The sequence below is a fragment of the Mycobacterium gordonae genome (genome assembly GCF_017086405.1).
Lineage (GTDB): Bacteria > Actinomycetota > Actinomycetes > Mycobacteriales > Mycobacteriaceae > Mycobacterium > Mycobacterium gordonae_D.
The window spans coordinates 2,374,315-2,389,152 of sequence record NZ_CP070973.1; the positions used below are offsets into that span (position 1 = coordinate 2,374,315).

General features: G+C 66.2%; 8 protein-coding genes and 5 pseudogenes. 8 read left to right on the forward strand and 5 right to left on the reverse strand.

Translation table 11 applies throughout. The features are described 5' to 3' along the window. Nucleotides 1-221 precede the first annotated feature (221 nt). Together JX552_RS10225 and JX552_RS10230 are read left to right on the forward strand one after the other, a co-directional pair. Entirely contained in the window at nucleotides 222-1,406 is a 1,185-nt protein-coding gene (locus tag JX552_RS10225; protein ID WP_205877216.1) for a PPE family protein, read from the forward strand. Nucleotides 1,407-1,691: 285 nt separating this feature from the next. After that, on the forward strand, nucleotides 1,692-2,453 hold the full coding sequence (locus JX552_RS10230; RefSeq protein ID WP_431195941.1) for a TetR/AcrR family transcriptional regulator: 762 nt from the start codon (nucleotides 1,692-1,694) through the stop codon (nucleotides 2,451-2,453). A 331-nt stretch (nucleotides 2,454-2,784) separates the two neighbouring features. Here the strand turns inward: JX552_RS10230 and JX552_RS10235 are convergent, their stop codons facing one another. Beyond that, the gene (locus JX552_RS10235; RefSeq protein WP_241010997.1) at nucleotides 2,785-3,873 is read right to left on the reverse strand and encodes an acetylserotonin O-methyltransferase; all 1,089 of its coding nucleotides are present in this window, start codon (nucleotides 3,871-3,873) and stop codon (nucleotides 2,785-2,787) included. A gap of 351 nt (nucleotides 3,874-4,224) precedes the next feature. Between JX552_RS10235 and JX552_RS10240 the strand changes: the two genes are divergently transcribed. The 4 genes and pseudogenes from JX552_RS10240 to JX552_RS32170 all read left to right on the forward strand — a co-directional run. After that, nucleotides 4,225-6,837 (forward strand): PE family protein, encoded by a 2,613-nt coding sequence (locus tag JX552_RS10240; RefSeq protein WP_205877217.1) that lies wholly within the window; start codon nucleotides 4,225-4,227, stop codon nucleotides 6,835-6,837. Between the two features lie 373 nt (nucleotides 6,838-7,210). Then, nucleotides 7,211-7,325: pseudogene (locus JX552_RS34075) on the forward strand (transposase); the annotation flags it as partial. A gap of 766 nt (nucleotides 7,326-8,091) precedes the next feature. After that, nucleotides 8,092-8,325, forward strand: a pseudogene (locus JX552_RS34080) (hypothetical protein); the annotation flags it as partial. A gap of 141 nt (nucleotides 8,326-8,466) precedes the next feature. Continuing rightward, a pseudogene (locus JX552_RS32170) lies at nucleotides 8,467-8,532 on the forward strand (hypothetical protein); the annotation flags it as partial. A gap of 113 nt (nucleotides 8,533-8,645) precedes the next feature. Here JX552_RS32170 and JX552_RS32175 read toward each other — a convergent pair. Beyond that, nucleotides 8,646-9,101: pseudogene (locus JX552_RS32175) on the reverse strand (IS110 family transposase); the annotation flags it as partial. On the opposite strand from JX552_RS32175, the gene JX552_RS10260 reads away from it, so the two are divergent. Next, a complete protein-coding gene (locus JX552_RS10260) occupies nucleotides 9,075-11,156 on the forward strand; it encodes a PE family protein (RefSeq protein WP_205877219.1) in 2,082 nt (693 codons plus the stop codon). The pseudogene JX552_RS32175 and the gene JX552_RS10260 sit on opposite strands and share 27 nt — an antisense overlap. Then, nucleotides 11,153-11,308 (forward strand): annotated as a pseudogene (locus JX552_RS32180) (IS3 family transposase); the annotation flags it as partial. The gene JX552_RS10260 and the pseudogene JX552_RS32180, both read left to right, overlap by 4 nt. A gap of 236 nt (nucleotides 11,309-11,544) precedes the next feature. Here the strand turns inward: JX552_RS32180 and JX552_RS10265 are convergent. From JX552_RS10265 to JX552_RS10275, 3 genes are all read right to left on the reverse strand, one after another. Then, entirely contained in the window at nucleotides 11,545-11,949 is a 405-nt protein-coding gene (locus tag JX552_RS10265) for a lipocalin-like domain-containing protein (protein ID WP_205877220.1), read from the reverse strand. 91 nt (nucleotides 11,950-12,040) lie between these two features. Next, a complete protein-coding gene (locus tag JX552_RS10270; protein WP_205877221.1) occupies nucleotides 12,041-13,087 on the reverse strand; it encodes an alpha/beta fold hydrolase in 1,047 nt (348 codons plus the stop codon). 78 nt (nucleotides 13,088-13,165) lie between these two features. Continuing rightward, complete coding sequence (locus JX552_RS10275; RefSeq protein WP_277396055.1) at nucleotides 13,166-14,770, reverse strand: MFS transporter; 1,605 nt, start codon at nucleotides 14,768-14,770, stop codon at nucleotides 13,166-13,168. Nucleotides 14,771-14,838 lie beyond the last annotated feature (68 nt).

Sequence of the window (14,838 nt, forward strand, 5' to 3'; positions counted from 1 at the left end):
GCAGCCGCCGCATTCAAGACGATGCGGCGTGCTGCCCCAATCCCGAAGCGGGGCCCGATCCCGCTGGGCAGCCGCCGCATCGTCGCCGTTGAGCCACTCATGTGGTCGACGACTTGAGTGTGCGGTCACAACGGAATCCGGCCGCGGGCTGGATTACCTCAGAGCGAACGCGATGAATAAGTGTAGGCGCCGTTGACTCGGCTGGCTGGTTTGGAGATGCGATGATGTTCGATTTTGCGTGGCTGCCGCCGGAGATCAACTCGGCGCGGATTTTCGCCGGAGCCGGGTCTGGTTCTCTGCATATGGCTGCGGCCGGATGGGAGGGTCTGGCGGCAGATTTGGCGATGTCGGCGTCGTCGTTCGAGTCGGTGGTCACCAGTCTGGCCGAAGGTTCGTGGGGCGGGCCGGCGTCGGCGATGATGGCGGCTGCAGCGACACCGTACGTGGGATGGCTGAGCCTGGCGGCGTCGCAGGCGCAGTCAGCAGCCGGGCAGGCTCGCGCGGCAGCGTCCGCGTTTGAAGCGGCGTTGGCGGCGACGGTGCATCCAGCGACGGTGACCGCCAATCGGGTGTCGTTAGCGACGCTGGTTGCGACAAACTTTCTGGGGCTCAACACTCCGGCGATCTTTGCCAACGAGTTCGACTACGTGGAGATGTGGGCTCAGGATGTGGCCGTGATGGTCGGTTATCACGGTGGCGCCACCGCGGTGGCAGCGAGCTTGACGCCGTTTGCCGCGCCCCCGGCCGACCTAGCCGGGTTGGCGGCGAACGTTGGTGCGCAGTTGAGCGGTCTGGCGACGTCGGCCTCTGCCGCGGTGAGTCCGTTGGTAGCCGGAACGGCGGCGATGGTGCCAGACGTAGTTGCCGGTCTGCAGTCCGCAGCTGCGGCGCTGCCGCTGTCTTCGCTGTCATCGTTGGTCCAGTTCGCCGCCATGCCGGCGAGCATGCTGATCGGCCCGCTCATGCAGGTCAGCCAGGGCGCGGGTATGGGCACGGCCGGACTTGCGGGCGCCACCCAAGGAATCGCTGACGTGCCAAAGTTTGTCGGGGACCTCGCTCCGGCGGCCAAGGGGCTTGGCGGCGGCGCCGGTCTTGGGGCAATGGCTGCGAACCTGGGTCACGCCCGAATGGTAGGTGCGATGTCGGTGCCGCCGACCTGGCAAGGATCGACGCCCAAGGGGATGGCCAGCTCGGCCATGTCGGGGCTGGGAGCCAACGCTGCCGAACTTGCACAAGCGGCAGCTGCCACAGGCGGAACGGGTGGTGGCATGCCGATGATGCCCATGCCGATGGGAGCCGGCGGTGGCGGGGCGGGTATGCCCGGCGCGATGATGGGCCGCGGGGGCGCAAGCCCGCATGTCGTGCAAAACCGCCCCAGCGTCATCCCCCGCACCGGAGTCGGATAGTCCGGCCGCACGCGCAAGGACACCGGTGGCGCTCGGCGGGCGGGTATGCCCGGGGCGGCGTCGCTCGGCGGCGGGGAATGCACACCCAGGTAGGTGAATACCAGTCCCCGGTGTGGCCCTGCGTCGAGATGCCAGGATCTTGAAGATTGGCGGCAGTCCCACAACCTGGGAGGCGAAACGAGGTTCTGAAGCGCGGCCCGCTTTCAACGAGTCGCATGAGGGAATCTTCAGAACCGAGGTACACTGTACTCTGGTGTTCTTCGCCAAGAGACAGGGGACTACCTAGTGGCAGACGTCGACAGCCCATCGAATCGCCTGCAACGACGGAAGCAGCGCACCCGCGCTGCCCTCATCGCGGCGGCGCAAAGATTCATGGCCGCTGGCAAACTTAACGTGCCCATTCAGGACATCAGCCAAGACGCGGACGTCGGGGTGGGCTCGTTCTACAACCACTTTGAAACCAAGGAAGAGCTCTTCGAAACGGCCATGAACGAGGTGCTCGATGCCCATGGGGCCTTTCTCGACGCGCTCACCGCATCAATTAGCGATCCGGCAGAAAGGTTCGCTTTCAGTTTCCGGCTGACCGGACGGATGTTTCGTCAGCCCGAGAGCCGCATCGTCCTCAATCACGGCTTGGCTTTGATCAATGCGGACCGAGGCCTCGCGCCGCGCGCCCTGCGTGACATCGCGGCCGCTGCGGTCGCCGGCAGACTTCTGGTAGCAGATCCGAAATTGGCGATGGCTGTTGCCTCGGGAGTAATCCTGGGCTTGGGTGAATTGCTGCAGGCCGAACCGGAACGTGACGCTGCGCAGACAACCGACCAGGTCACCGAAGACTTGTTACGGATGTGGGGAATGTCTGCGGCCGAAGCTCACCGCTTATGCTGCATCCCACTTGGTGATGGGTTGAGTCAGTTGCAGGCGGTAGTTCAGCCTCCGCCGTCGCAGCCGTCGGCCGGGTACTCCTCTGGCCTCTCCGAACACAGCAACGGTATCGACGACAAAGTGCTTTTCCTCTCGCCAGGAAAGTTGAATGAGGTTAACTGACACCGCCAGTCAACCTCGGTCCTGAGAGTTGTGTCTGCGGCGCCGACGAGTTTCGTGCTATTGGTGACGAACTATCCGCCGCCTGAAATGCGGTTGAATTCTGCGTCTGCCGGCGGCAGCCCGGCCCGGACTCCCGGACTGACAATTTTCAACGACAAAGCCGGTGCCGCACATCATGAGGCGGCCGGCTGCTCGGCATCGACCTGATGGTTTCTTCGTACTGGATATGAGGTTCGATCAACGTTCTAGCGTGCGTCAATTCACGTCCAAGACAGTCTGTTCGGCCCGAGCTGCCGGGTGCGCGCCGCTTGCCACTGAGAGATGTGGTGTACTAGATCGCTTTTGCCTCAATGACGACAAATGGCGATGCTGTTTTAACCACCCGCGTCATCTGAAAGCCTGAACGCGCCAACAGGCACTCGTACTCGGCAGTGGTGCGTTCGCGGGCAGAGCCAAGGATCAACATTTCTAGGTCCAACCACTTGCTCAGGGAGTCGCGACTGTGCGCGGGGATTACTTGCTCGACGATCAAGACTTTCTTCCCAGCGCCGGCCGCGAGGCGCACGTTGCCAAGGATCCGCAACGCGTCGTCATCGGGCCAATCGTGAATGATGAGCTTTAATACGTAAGCGTCGCCACCGCGGGGCAAGTCTTGGTTGAAGAATGATCCCTCTGCGATTTGTGTTCGTTCAAGTACGGAGTGTTGAGACAGGACTACGGGCGCACCAGCGACGACCTGCGGCTGGTCAAACAGGATGCCGCGGGCATTTGGCGTCGCGGCCAAGATCGCGGCGAGAAGTCGACCGTGTCCGCCACCGACGTCGACCACGGTCGCAAACTCACTGAAGTCGTAGGCATCCACCACAGCTGTGACGGTCAGTTCGGACGTGCTGGTCATGGCGCGGTTGAAAATGGCGGCCAATTCCGGTTCATCAGCCAGATAGTCGAAGAACGCCTTGCCGCGTAATTCCTCAACCACACCGTGGCCGCTGCGGATTGCGTGGGTGAGCAAGCTCCAATGCTCGCGTTCCTGTGACGCGCCGACCCACCTGGCCATCGCGGCCACCGACGGCCTTGCGTCACTACGAAGCGCATTTGCGAGCGGGGTCAAGGCATAACGGCCGTCGCGTTGCTGCCGAAATATGTCGCGTCCGATTAGCGCCCTGAGGAGTCGACCGACGGCGTCGGTGTCGGCGCCTACCGCGGCAGCCAGCTCTTCAACCGACAGGGGACCCTCCGCCAACGCGTCGGCGATACCGAGGTCAGCGGCGGTGGCGATCGCTTGCGCTGACCATGCCGCCAGAACCATCTCCAGCATCGCCGCCGGAGGGGGAATCACTCGTTGGCGGAGGAGAGCGAGGTGGTGTCGCGCAGCTTCGCCGATCTCAAACAGAACTGAAGAAATCTTCACTTTAATCATGAGGACAGCATGGCAGACCGAGTGAAGTTCGTGCCAGTCCCGATATCGGCCGCGAGCCGGGGTGGCGGCTCTGTGGCACTTCGCCCACTCCTTGGGCGATTTTGGTGCGACCTGACCAGCGATAACGCAAAAGCGCGACGATTGCGCCAGGCCGGCGAGGTAGGGGGCGAGATCGCTTCCGCCGGACCGCGGCAACATCGCCCCCGACGCCAGGGCCCTCGAAGTGCCTGTAGGGGGCCGGTCTTGCTGAAGATATTTTCAAAAACATAGCTGAATTTTTCCTCGTATGTGACAATTGCATCAACCAAGCGATGGTCGCGACGCGGCGCCGTCTGACAGAGAGGACCGACGATGTCATACGTGATGGTGACACCGGAGTTGATGAGCACTGCGGTAGCCGACCTGGGGAACGTCGGATCGGTGGTCCGCGCTGCCAACGCCGCCGTGGTAGGCCCGACGACAGCCATCGCGGCTGCCGCTGAGGACGAGGTTTCGGCTGCCATCGCAGCCCTGTTCTCCAGCCAAGCACAGCAATATCAAGCGTTGAGCGCGCAAGCGGAGGTTTTCCATCAGGAGTTCGTCTCCGCGCTCAGAGCCGGCGTCAGCGCCTACTCCAGCGCCGAGGCCGTCAACGCCTCTCCGCTGCAGCAGTTTCTCAGCAGCGTAAACGCAGCTTCGACGGCGATCAGCGGTCGACCGCTGATTGGCAATGGCGCCGACGCCGCACCGGGAAGCGGGCGCGATGGCGCGGCTGGGGGTTGGCTCATCGGCAACGGCGGAGCGGGTGGATCAGGGGCGACCGGGGCCGCCGGCGGAAACGGCGGAGCCGCGGGCCTCATTGGGAACGGCGGGGCCGGCGGAGCGGGCGGTAGGGGCGATTCGTCTGTCCTAGTGGGTGGGGCGGGCGGACACGGCGGCGCCGGAGGCTGGTTGTGGGGCACGGGTGGCGCGGGTGGCGCGGGTGGGGCCAGCAGCTCTTCGTCGTTCGCTACCGGTGGGACGGGCGGTACCGGCGGCGCCGGCGGATTGTTCGGCGCTGGCGGCGTTGGTGGGTCTGGTGGACATGGACGAGAGGCCGGAGGAGCCGGGGGAGACGGGGGAGCCGGCGGGCTGTTCAGCGGGTTGGTCGGCGCCGGTGGTGGAGCGGGCGGTGTCGGCGGCGAAGCTCAGTCCGGCGTTGGTGGAGTCGGGGGGGCCGGTGGCGATGGCGGTTTGTTTGCGGGTGCCGGCGGGTCCGGCGGGATGGGCGGTGCCAGTAACGGCAACCAAGGAGGTGCCGGCGGGGCGGGCGGCAACGGCGGTGGGTTGTTCGGCAACGGAGGAACTGGCGGCAACGGCGGCGCAGGAGCGGATACCAGCGTAGGTGGCGGTGTGGCAGGTGCGGGAGGTGCTGGGGGCAATGGCGGTTTCGTAGTCGGCAACGGTGGCGCCGGCGGCGTCGGTGGGTTTGGATCCAGTATTGGTGGGGCTGGGGGCACGGGGGGCTATGCGGGTTTAGTGGGTAATGGCGGGATTGGCGGAGACGGCGGAATCAGCTTCACCGGTTCGGGTGGTGGCGGCGGGAACGGCGGCAAGGCCGGCCTGATCCTGGGCAACGGCGGATCAGGTGGACAAGGCGGCGTCAGCGCCACCGTGGCCGGTGGCGCCGGAGGTAATGGCGGCGCTGGCGTGCTGATCGGCAACGGCGGCAACGCCGGTATTGGCGGACTCGGCACCACCGTCGGCAGCAACGGCATCGGCGGCGCCGCCGGCGTGGTGCTCGGTCGTGACGGGTTCAACGCGGGACCGAGCAACTCCACTTGGCATGTCCTTCAACAGAATGCGATTTCTGTGATAAATGCGCCTTTTGAGAGCCTGAGCGGGCGGCCGTTGATCGGAAACGGTACGCCCGCGGCGCCGGGTAGCGGAGCTGATGGCACACCCGGAGGCTGGCTACTCGGTGACGGAGGGGCCGGCGGCAGCGGCGCGGCGGAGCAGCATGGCGGTCACGGCGGGGCTGCAGGTTTGTGGGGCACGGGCGGCACCGGCGGCACCGGCGGCAGTGGGACTGGCGGGGGAACTGCCGGCGGCGGCGGGGGTGCTGGCGGTTGGGTGGCTGGCAACGGCGGAGCCGGCGGTACGGGCGGATTTGCTCAGAGCCTCGGTGGAATCGGTGGGGCCGGCGGGGCAGGTGGGGCAGGCGGGTTGTGGGGCGCGGGTGGTGACGGCGGCGCTGGGGGCCCAGGGCAGTTCGGCGGCACCGGCGGGTCCGGGGGGTCGGGGGGCCTGCTCGGCGGGCTCATTGGTGCCGGTGGCGGCAACGGCGGTGCCGGCGGAACCGGGGCGAACAACGGTACCGGAGGAGACGGTGGTGCCGGTGGCAATGGCGGTACGTTCGCCGGCGCCGGGGGCACCGGCGGCACCGGCGGACATAGCCGCTCCGGGACGGGCGGCGCCGGTGGTGCCGGCGGCCATGCTGGCGCGTGGCTGGGCACCGGCGGCGCCGGCGGCAGCGGCGGCAGCAGCACCGTCGGCGGTGGCGTGGGCGGAGTGGGCGGCGCTGCAGGCGCCCTGTTCGGCGACGGCGGCACCGGCGGCGGCGGTGGCGCCGGTGTCATACAGTTTGTAGGCAGCGGGCAAGGTGGCAGCGGCGGATCCGGAGGTGCCGCCGGCATCTTCGGCTGCGGCGGCGGTGGCGGCGCCGGTCAATCAAGTCTCGGGGTGGCAGCATCCGGCGGCAATGGTGGGGACGGCGGCACGGCCGGCTTCCTGTTGGGCAACGGCGGCTCCGGCGGAGCCGGCGGCGAAGCCAGATCTCTGCCCGGGTTGAAGGGTGGCGTCGGAGGTAATGGCGGCAATGCGGTGTTGGTCGGCAACGGTGGCAACGGCGGCAACGGCGGAACCGGCACGATCTCTGGCGACCCAGGAACCGGCGGAAACGGGGGAAGCCTGGCCGGCGAGCAGGGCATCGACGGGCAACCCTAAACGTCCGTAGCCGGGCCGTCTGTTGACCAGCCCGTAGGCACGCTTGCCGGCGGCGTTGGCGCCCAAGGCGGGTCGGGTGGCAAATCCCGGCAACGGGCGGCGCCGTGGCCGGCGCCGGCGGCGCCAATAAGCGTCCGGGCTGCACCCCGGTGGGCTGCGTACGAGCAGGTGCTCGTCGATTCGGCCGACGGCAACGCACAGGCCCGCATTCCGGCGATCGCGCGTTGCTCACGCGAATCCCTCGACGCAGTGTTGTCGAGGGCGGATCCACACAGAATGACATTCACGTTGACGAACCCGTCGATTCGGTCACCGGGGACTGCCCTGGGTTTGGTTGACATCTGATCTGTGAGGACTGGCCCTCGCTGGAAGGATGTCGACCGTGCCCAAGCCGTATTCGAAGGAGTTCCGTGACGATGTTGTGGCGGTCGCCCGTAAGGGGCAGGCTCCGTTGAACCAGATCGCCAAGGACTTCGGGATCTCCGAGGTTTGTCTGCGCCATTGGCTTAAGACGGCCGATATCGCCGAGGGGCACCGGCCCGGTCTGACCGACGCCGACCGTGCTGAGCTGCGCGAGGCTTGATATGTCCACGGCAGCTTAGTTGGGGGCGAGAGCCCGGACCTGGAGTGACTTTATAGAAGCCTGCTGAGCCGTAAACTCGCAATGAGTTTGTCCGCCCGGGCAGAGCGATCTGACACGCACGAAAGCTCTCGCACTGCTACGCACACGCGTGGACACCGCCCAGCCAAGCCTTGAGGTGCGCCATGTGTTCTGCGAGATGACTAGCGAACTCCGCCCAGGCTACTCAGCGCATCAACGCGCTCGCTGCGAGCATCAAAGAGCACGTCAGCCCTCTAGCGCCTAACCTGGTGGCGATCTACCGGGGATCAGCTACAACTCCGCGGCGGTACTCCTGGCCGAAATGGGTGACATCACCCGCTTTTCGACTCCGCCAGACTTGCCCGCTACACCGGCTGGACTCCCATTCCGGTCTACGCCTCCGATCACGAACGTCATCGGCTGCACCGCGGCAAAACCGTCGCCTCAACAGCGTTCTCTACACGGCCGCGATCGTGCAGAAGCGGTTCAACCGCTCCGCCCGAGCACTCCTTACTCGCCACGAGTCGCCAGAGGCATCTGCGGCGCCCGTCGCATCCTCAAACGACACCGCGTCGACGTCATACACCGGACGATGCAACGAGACCAAGCTTCATGGCAACACCCGATCACCACATACCAGCCGGCCGAATTGACATAGAAGCATCAATGGGCTTCTGCGGCAGTATTTCCCGGAAGGGAACCGATTTATTCCAACACACCGCAGCCGACTTGGCTGCCGTTGCTAACAGCTCAACACTCGACCCCGCAAAACCCTCGAGTGGGACACCCCAGCAGAACGGCTAGTGCCGCTTTCTGAGTGCCCACCTGCCAGAGGCCGAGCTGTTCTGTTTGATGGTTTCCTCGAATCTGATCATTTATTCATCTAGTATGCGGAAGAGTGCATGCTCGTGCGCGGGGCGCAGCCTGAGTAGGCCGTTGAGGCGCCGCATGCGGGTTGGTGTTGATCAAGCTTGGAGGGCGAGATAGTGACGTTTGCGGTGGCGGCGCCTGCGTTGATCAGTGCTGCGATGGGTGAACTGGCCAGCCTTGGGGTACGGGTCGAGTCCGCCGATACGGCGGCGGCTGCAACGACAGGCTTGATGGCTGCCGGTACCGATGAGGTGTCGGCGGCGGTCGCTGCGTTCTTCGGTGCTTGGCTGTGCGACAGTGCTTTACGCGCATCAATGCCGAGTTCAATCGTATGCAGAAGTGCGGTCAGCGCGTTGATCGCACCGGTAGGCTCAGCGACCATCTCCTCGCGGGCGACCGTCAGACCGCAGAGCACGACCCGATGGTCGGTCGCCCGCGGCCAACGTAACCGCGAAGTATCAACGGCCAGCACCGAGCGTGCGATGCGGACCGCGTCCAGCGCATCGACTTGCCGACACCGCGACGTTCGACTGCCGGCATCACCGACGGTTTCGGCCACGAGCAAACCGGCGAAGGCCAGCCGGTTCGCCAAACCCGCCCCGTAGGACCCCACACCCTTGATGACAACCAGCGCCGATTGGCCGTCGACCTTGCGGGTGATCCAGGTCAATGCGCGACCAAGCCCGTCCCGCGAGTTGGGGAACACCGCTTCATCGATCACCCTGCCAGTGCCCTGATCAATACAATCTTCGAAGTAAGGAAACCAATGTCGTATGTCGTGGCGTCTCCGCAAATGTTGGCAATGGCTGCTTCAGATGTAGAAAACACTGGTTTCGCATTACAGACGGCTGTGGCGTTGGCGGCGAACTCGACGATGAGGATTGCGGCCGCGGGCACCGATGAGGTGTCGGCGGCTATTGCGCTATTGTTCAGTGCGCAGGGCCAAGAGTTTCAAGCGCTGAGCGCTCGGGCTACAGCATTTCACGACCACTTTGTGCACGTCTTGACGGGCTGCTCGGGGTCGTATGCGGCCACCGAGGCCGCCAGCGCCGCGCAATTGCTGCCTCTGCAGACAGTGGATCAGGAGCTGCTCGGTGCGATCAATGCGCCTACCCTGGGTCTGTTCGGGCGCCCATTAATCGGCAACGGCGCCAACGGGGCGCCGGGCACCGGAGCAAACGGTGCACCAGGCGGGTTCTTGATCGGCAACGGCGGTGCCGGCGGGTCGGGCGCTCCCGGCGGTAGCGGGGGTAACGGCGGTAATGGCGGGCTATTCGGCTCCGGGGGTGCGGGCGGCAGCGGCGGCAGGGGCGGCAACGGTATGGCCCCAGGGCGCGGCGGCGCTGGCGGCGCCGGCGGATTGTTCGGCGCCGGCGGCGCCGGCGGCGCCGGCGGTACCGGCGAATTCAGCGGTGACGCCGGAGCTGTTGGTGGTGTTGGTGGTGCTGGCGGTGTGTTCTACGGCGCTGGCGGCGTAGGCGGCGTAGGAGGAAACGGTGGTAGCGGCAACAGCGATGGCGGGGCGGGCGGGCACGGCGGCTCAGGTGGGCTATTCGGCAACGGCGGCAATGGCGGCGCCGGCGGCGCCACCATGGGCTCTGTTGGCGCAAGCACCGGCGGCACCGGTGGGACCGGCGGCAACGCCGGCATGCTCCTGGGCAACGGCGGCGACGGCGGACTCGGCGGCCTGGGCGGCGGCCAGGTCGGCACCAACGGCGGCGCGGGCGGCGCCGGTGGCAACGCCGGCGTCTTCTTCGGCAATGGCGGTAATGGCGGCGCCGGCGGCGCAATCGCGCATGTCGGCGCCGCCGCGCCCACCGGAGGGGTAGGTGGCGCCGGCGGCAACGGCGCCTTTCTCTTCGGCGCTGGCGGCCTTGGCGGTAACGGCGGTGCCTGCTTGGCCGGTGTGGGTCCAAACGTCAGCGGATCGGGCGGGGCCGGCGGCACCGGCGGCAATGGCGGCATCCTCTTCGGCAATGGCGGTGCTGGTGGCAGCGGCGGCGGCACTGAGGGGGGCGGCAGCCAGGACACCGGCGGGGCAGGCGGGGCAGGCGGCAACGCGGGCATCTTGTTCGGCAACGGCGGTGCAGGTGGTAACGGTGGCGGCTTTGACGGCGCCCTTGGCAACGCCGGCAATGCCGGCGATGGCGGCAACGCCGGCGCCTTCTTCGGCACCGGCGGCAGTGGGGGCAGTGGCGGCTACGGTGGCGGCGCGGACAGTGTCGCAGGTAAGGGCGGCAACGGCGGCGCCGGCGGCACCTTCTTCGGCGCCGGTGGCGCCGGCGGAGTCGGCGGCGGCAACGGCTTGACCCCGGGGGTCGGCGGGAACGGCGGCAACGGCGGCTTTCTGTTCGGCGCCGGCGGCGCCGGCGGGAACGGCGGCTTTAGCACCGGGGGCGGCGTAGGCCCCGACGGCGGGGCGGGTGGCACCGGTGGAAACGGTGGCACTCTCGGCGGCGCTGGCGGCGTCGGCGGCGCCGGCGGCGCCGGGTATACGGGCGGTGTCGGCGGGGACGGCGGGAACGGCGGAATGCTCATCGGCGCTGGCGGCGCCGGCGGCGCCGGCGGCTTTGGCGGGGGTGGCGGTGGGCTCGGCGGGCGGGGAGGCGACGCCGGCGCCCTATTCGGTTCCGGCGGCGCCGGTGGCACCGGCGGGGACAGCAATAACAACGGTGGGAACGGCGGCGACGGCGGTCGCGCTCGCCTGATCGGCGATGGCGGGAATGGTGGGAATGGCGGAAGTAGCCCGTTCTACAACGGCCAGGGAGGCGAGGGCGGCGCCGGCGGCGAGCTGCTCGGGCAGGACGGGATCCCCGGGTTGCCACAATGGGTTCGGATGTCTAACTAGACACCCGCCGCTGGGACACCCACCAAAACCTCCGGTTGGCGATTGTGTCCTGGATCGAAACCAAATACCACGGTCGACGCCACCAACGGACCCTCGGCCGGCTCACCCCCGTCGAGTTTCAGATGATCTACACGGCTGCACACGCGGCTTAACCACTGCAAACCCCGGCTGTCAACCAAACCGGGGGCAAACCGCCGGCTCAGCTCGGCGATACTATTTCGATCTCCAAAACCCGCAATGTTGTCCTCGGAGTCCGCTGCCGTGACTGTCCCTTAGCGGCACGTTGCAAGACCGCCGCTGATGGCCGCAAATTGACGTTGGGCCATCATGATTCGGTGCTCGCAGCCGCCCGCCTGCAACCTCAGACCCACTGGACTGCGGTCGGTGTTCAAGGAGCTTCGGCGCGCGCCCACACCAGAGTCGCTCGTATGGTCACCTCGCCGGCTGGTACGTCGGCTAGCAGAGTGAGCCGATCGCCGTCGAGGGTGCCGCGGCGCAGCTGGGTTGTATGGAGCCAGTGCGGTAACAACGAGACCGCCACGTCGTGGTGGATGACATCCTCTTCGACCCGGTAGGGGCCTCCGTAAGCGAGGTAGTCCTGTGTGTCGGCCGATGACGAGCTGGCGCGGCTTCGCTCACGCCGCATGATTTGCGCCGACATGTATCGGTCGTGCGTATACACGATCAGACCGACGGCGTCAGCGCCCATTGGATAAATAGGTGCGTCATCGCGGGTGCTCTGAACCGTGTACGAGACCAGTTGCCAGGCACCGACAATTCTCTTGCTGAGCATTAGCCACCCTTAGATGTAGCGTTGAATGTCGGCGAAGTGTGACCGGGACTTGCGGTGGCGGTGGCCCCTCCGGCCAGCACGTCGGTCGACGTTAGAGGCTCGATGTGTGGGCTGCAGGTGCCGCAAACACTTTTTCGCAGAACTCGGCCACGACGTGGGCCGTCTCCTGGGGTGCTTCAAAGGGCCAGAAGTGCCCCGTGTCGAACAGATGTAGGTCACTACCGGGTGGCAGCATGCCCAGTAGCGCTCGGTCTTCGTAGAACTCCCGCGGCTGCAGGGGATCGTGGGCGCCCTGGAGCAACAGCACCGGAGCTGTCCAGGACCGGATCAGCCGCGTGCGCCGGTCCACCCACTCCTGACGAAACGACGATGAGTGGAAGTACCGGGGCACCGAGGTGGCGATTCCGGGGTAGCTGAACTCTACGGCGGTGCGCAGCAGGTCCTCTTGGGCGACGGGCCGTTCGGTGAGCCACGAATAGACGGTAAGGACGAAGCGGCGGGACTCGGTCAGCATCGCTGGCGCGTCCGGCGACTGCATGAGTTGTTGCTGAGGGTGCAAGCTTGGGTGCAAATGCCAAAAGTGTTGCTGGCCACGGCCGTAGCCGCGGACGCGGTCACCCATCATTGCCACGAGGTGGTCAGCGACGGGGGTGCCGCGATCATGAGTGATCAGGGCGAATTCGTCGATTTGCAGCGTGTCCAGCAGGGCGCCGAGCTGCTGAGCAACGCCGGCTTGCCGATAGTCGCCGCTGCGTTTGTCGGACTGGCCATAGCCTTTGAGGTCGATGGCCAGGCAGTGGTAGCGCGCACTCAGCGCCTCCAAGGCGTAGTGCCATTGCCACCATGAGTCGGGCAGCCCGTGCAGAAACACCACTGTGGGGTTCGAGGGGGAGCCGGATTCCACTAGGTGCCAGCGAACCGTTTCGCTGTCGCCAGGCGCATCGACGAATCTGTGTACGACGGAGACGTCGCCGAGCTTTTCGGTTTCACCGTCCTGATTGGGTTGGGCCGGTGCCATCTCGCCCAGAGTTGTCACCAGTTGTTCGGCGGACAGTATCGCGGCGCCCAAGCCATCTTGGAGTGCGTCGGTAATCCGTTGCGGCGGTTCGGTATAGGTCAGGTCAGACAGCGTCGTCATTTCTTCGTTCCCTTCGTTGGTTTGGAGATCAGGTTGCGTTGGAGTGCGTTGCGGCGTGCCCTCTGCTAGCGGTGGCCGTTACGGTGTCGCCTGTTTGGTCGGGTTGGGCACTGGCCGCAGTCGGCCGCGCAGCAGGGGCAACCACCACGACGGCGCAGGCGGTGCGGGAAGACGGCGCGCTTGGCGGTGACGTGGGCGTGAGCGCCGGAGGAACGCATCGAACAACATCACGACGAGGGTCAGGCCGGTGATAGCGGCTCCCGCGGTGAAAGCATGTGCCAGCCCGGTGACGAACGCCTCGCGCACGGCGTCGGTCACGCTGGAGCCGAGCGCGCCCAGTTGTGGGTCGGCTGCGACATGCATGCCTGCGGCCGGTGATTCGTGAATCGCGTCGGCCGCGTGCTGCGGGACCGCGGTGGGCAGTTTCAGATGGTTGCGATAGCCGGCGCTGAAGAGCGAGCCGAGAATGGCGATGCCTAGGGCGGCGCCCAGTTCGCGGGTGACGTCGTTCATCGCCGAGGCCACACCCTGTTTGTCGGGTGGCAGCGAGTCAACGATGATGTTGGTCGCCGGAGTCGCGGAGAGGGCGAGGCCGCCGCTGAATACGAGCATGCCGATCAGCAGGTCGGTATAGGTCGACGCGGTGTCCAGCCGTGCTAGCAGGCAGAAACCGGCCACCATGCACGCCAGGCCAGCGGCGATCACGATGCGATTGCCAAAGCGCTGACCAAGTTTCGGTGCAATACCCGACACGGGCAGGACCACGGCGGCCATCGGCAGCATCGCCAGCGACGACTTCAGCGGTGCATAGCCGAGCATCAACTGGATGTATTGCAGCCCCACGAAGAAGAAGCCGAAAGTGCCCAAGAACTGGATCACCAGCGCCGCGGTCCCAGAACTGAACCCACCATCGGTAAACAGGCGCGGGTCAAGCATCGGCCTGGCAGTGCGAAGTTCGTGGAACACGAACAGGGTGATTGCCGCGACTGCTGCAATCAAGGAGGCAAGCACGCTGGCGTGGGTCCAGCCCCGGTCGGCGCCTTCGATGATGCCGTACACCAGAGCACCGATTCCTATGGCGCTCAGGCCCGCCCCGGGAAAGTCGGGAGCGGGTTCTTCAGCGCTCTTGGTGTTGGGCACGAAGACCAGCGTGGCAATCAGGGACACCCCGGCCAGGGCGGCGGTGCCGATGAAGGTTGAGCGCCATGAGTAGTGCTCGAGCAGTAGGCCGCTGAGGAGCAGGCCCATGATCGATCCGGCGCTGGCGAACCCGGCCCAGATGCCGACAGCGCGGCCTTTGTGGTCGGGATGTACGACGGCGGTGATGGTCGACAACGTGCTGGGCATGATGAACGCCGCACCTACGCCCATGATTACGCGGGCAATGATTATCGTGTGCGGCGAGCTGGCGGCCGCGGCCAACGCGTTGGCCAGGCCGAATATCAGAGTGCCCACCAGTAGGGTGCGACGGCGGCCGAAGTCATCGCCAATCGCTCCAGCCGGCAGGACCAATGCCGCAAGCGCGACTGTGTAAGCGTCGGCGATCCACGTCAGGTCGGTCGCACTGGCGCCCTGGTGAAGTGCGATATCAGGCAGCGCCACGTTGACGCCGGCCACCGCCGACATAACCACAACTAGTGCGCCGCAACACGCTAGGACGACACTTCGGGGATCGCTACGCATGGTCAATTCCTTTCGAATACGGCGTTAAACCGTTGCAGGACAACAGAGATGGTTCTATCGCCGGCAGC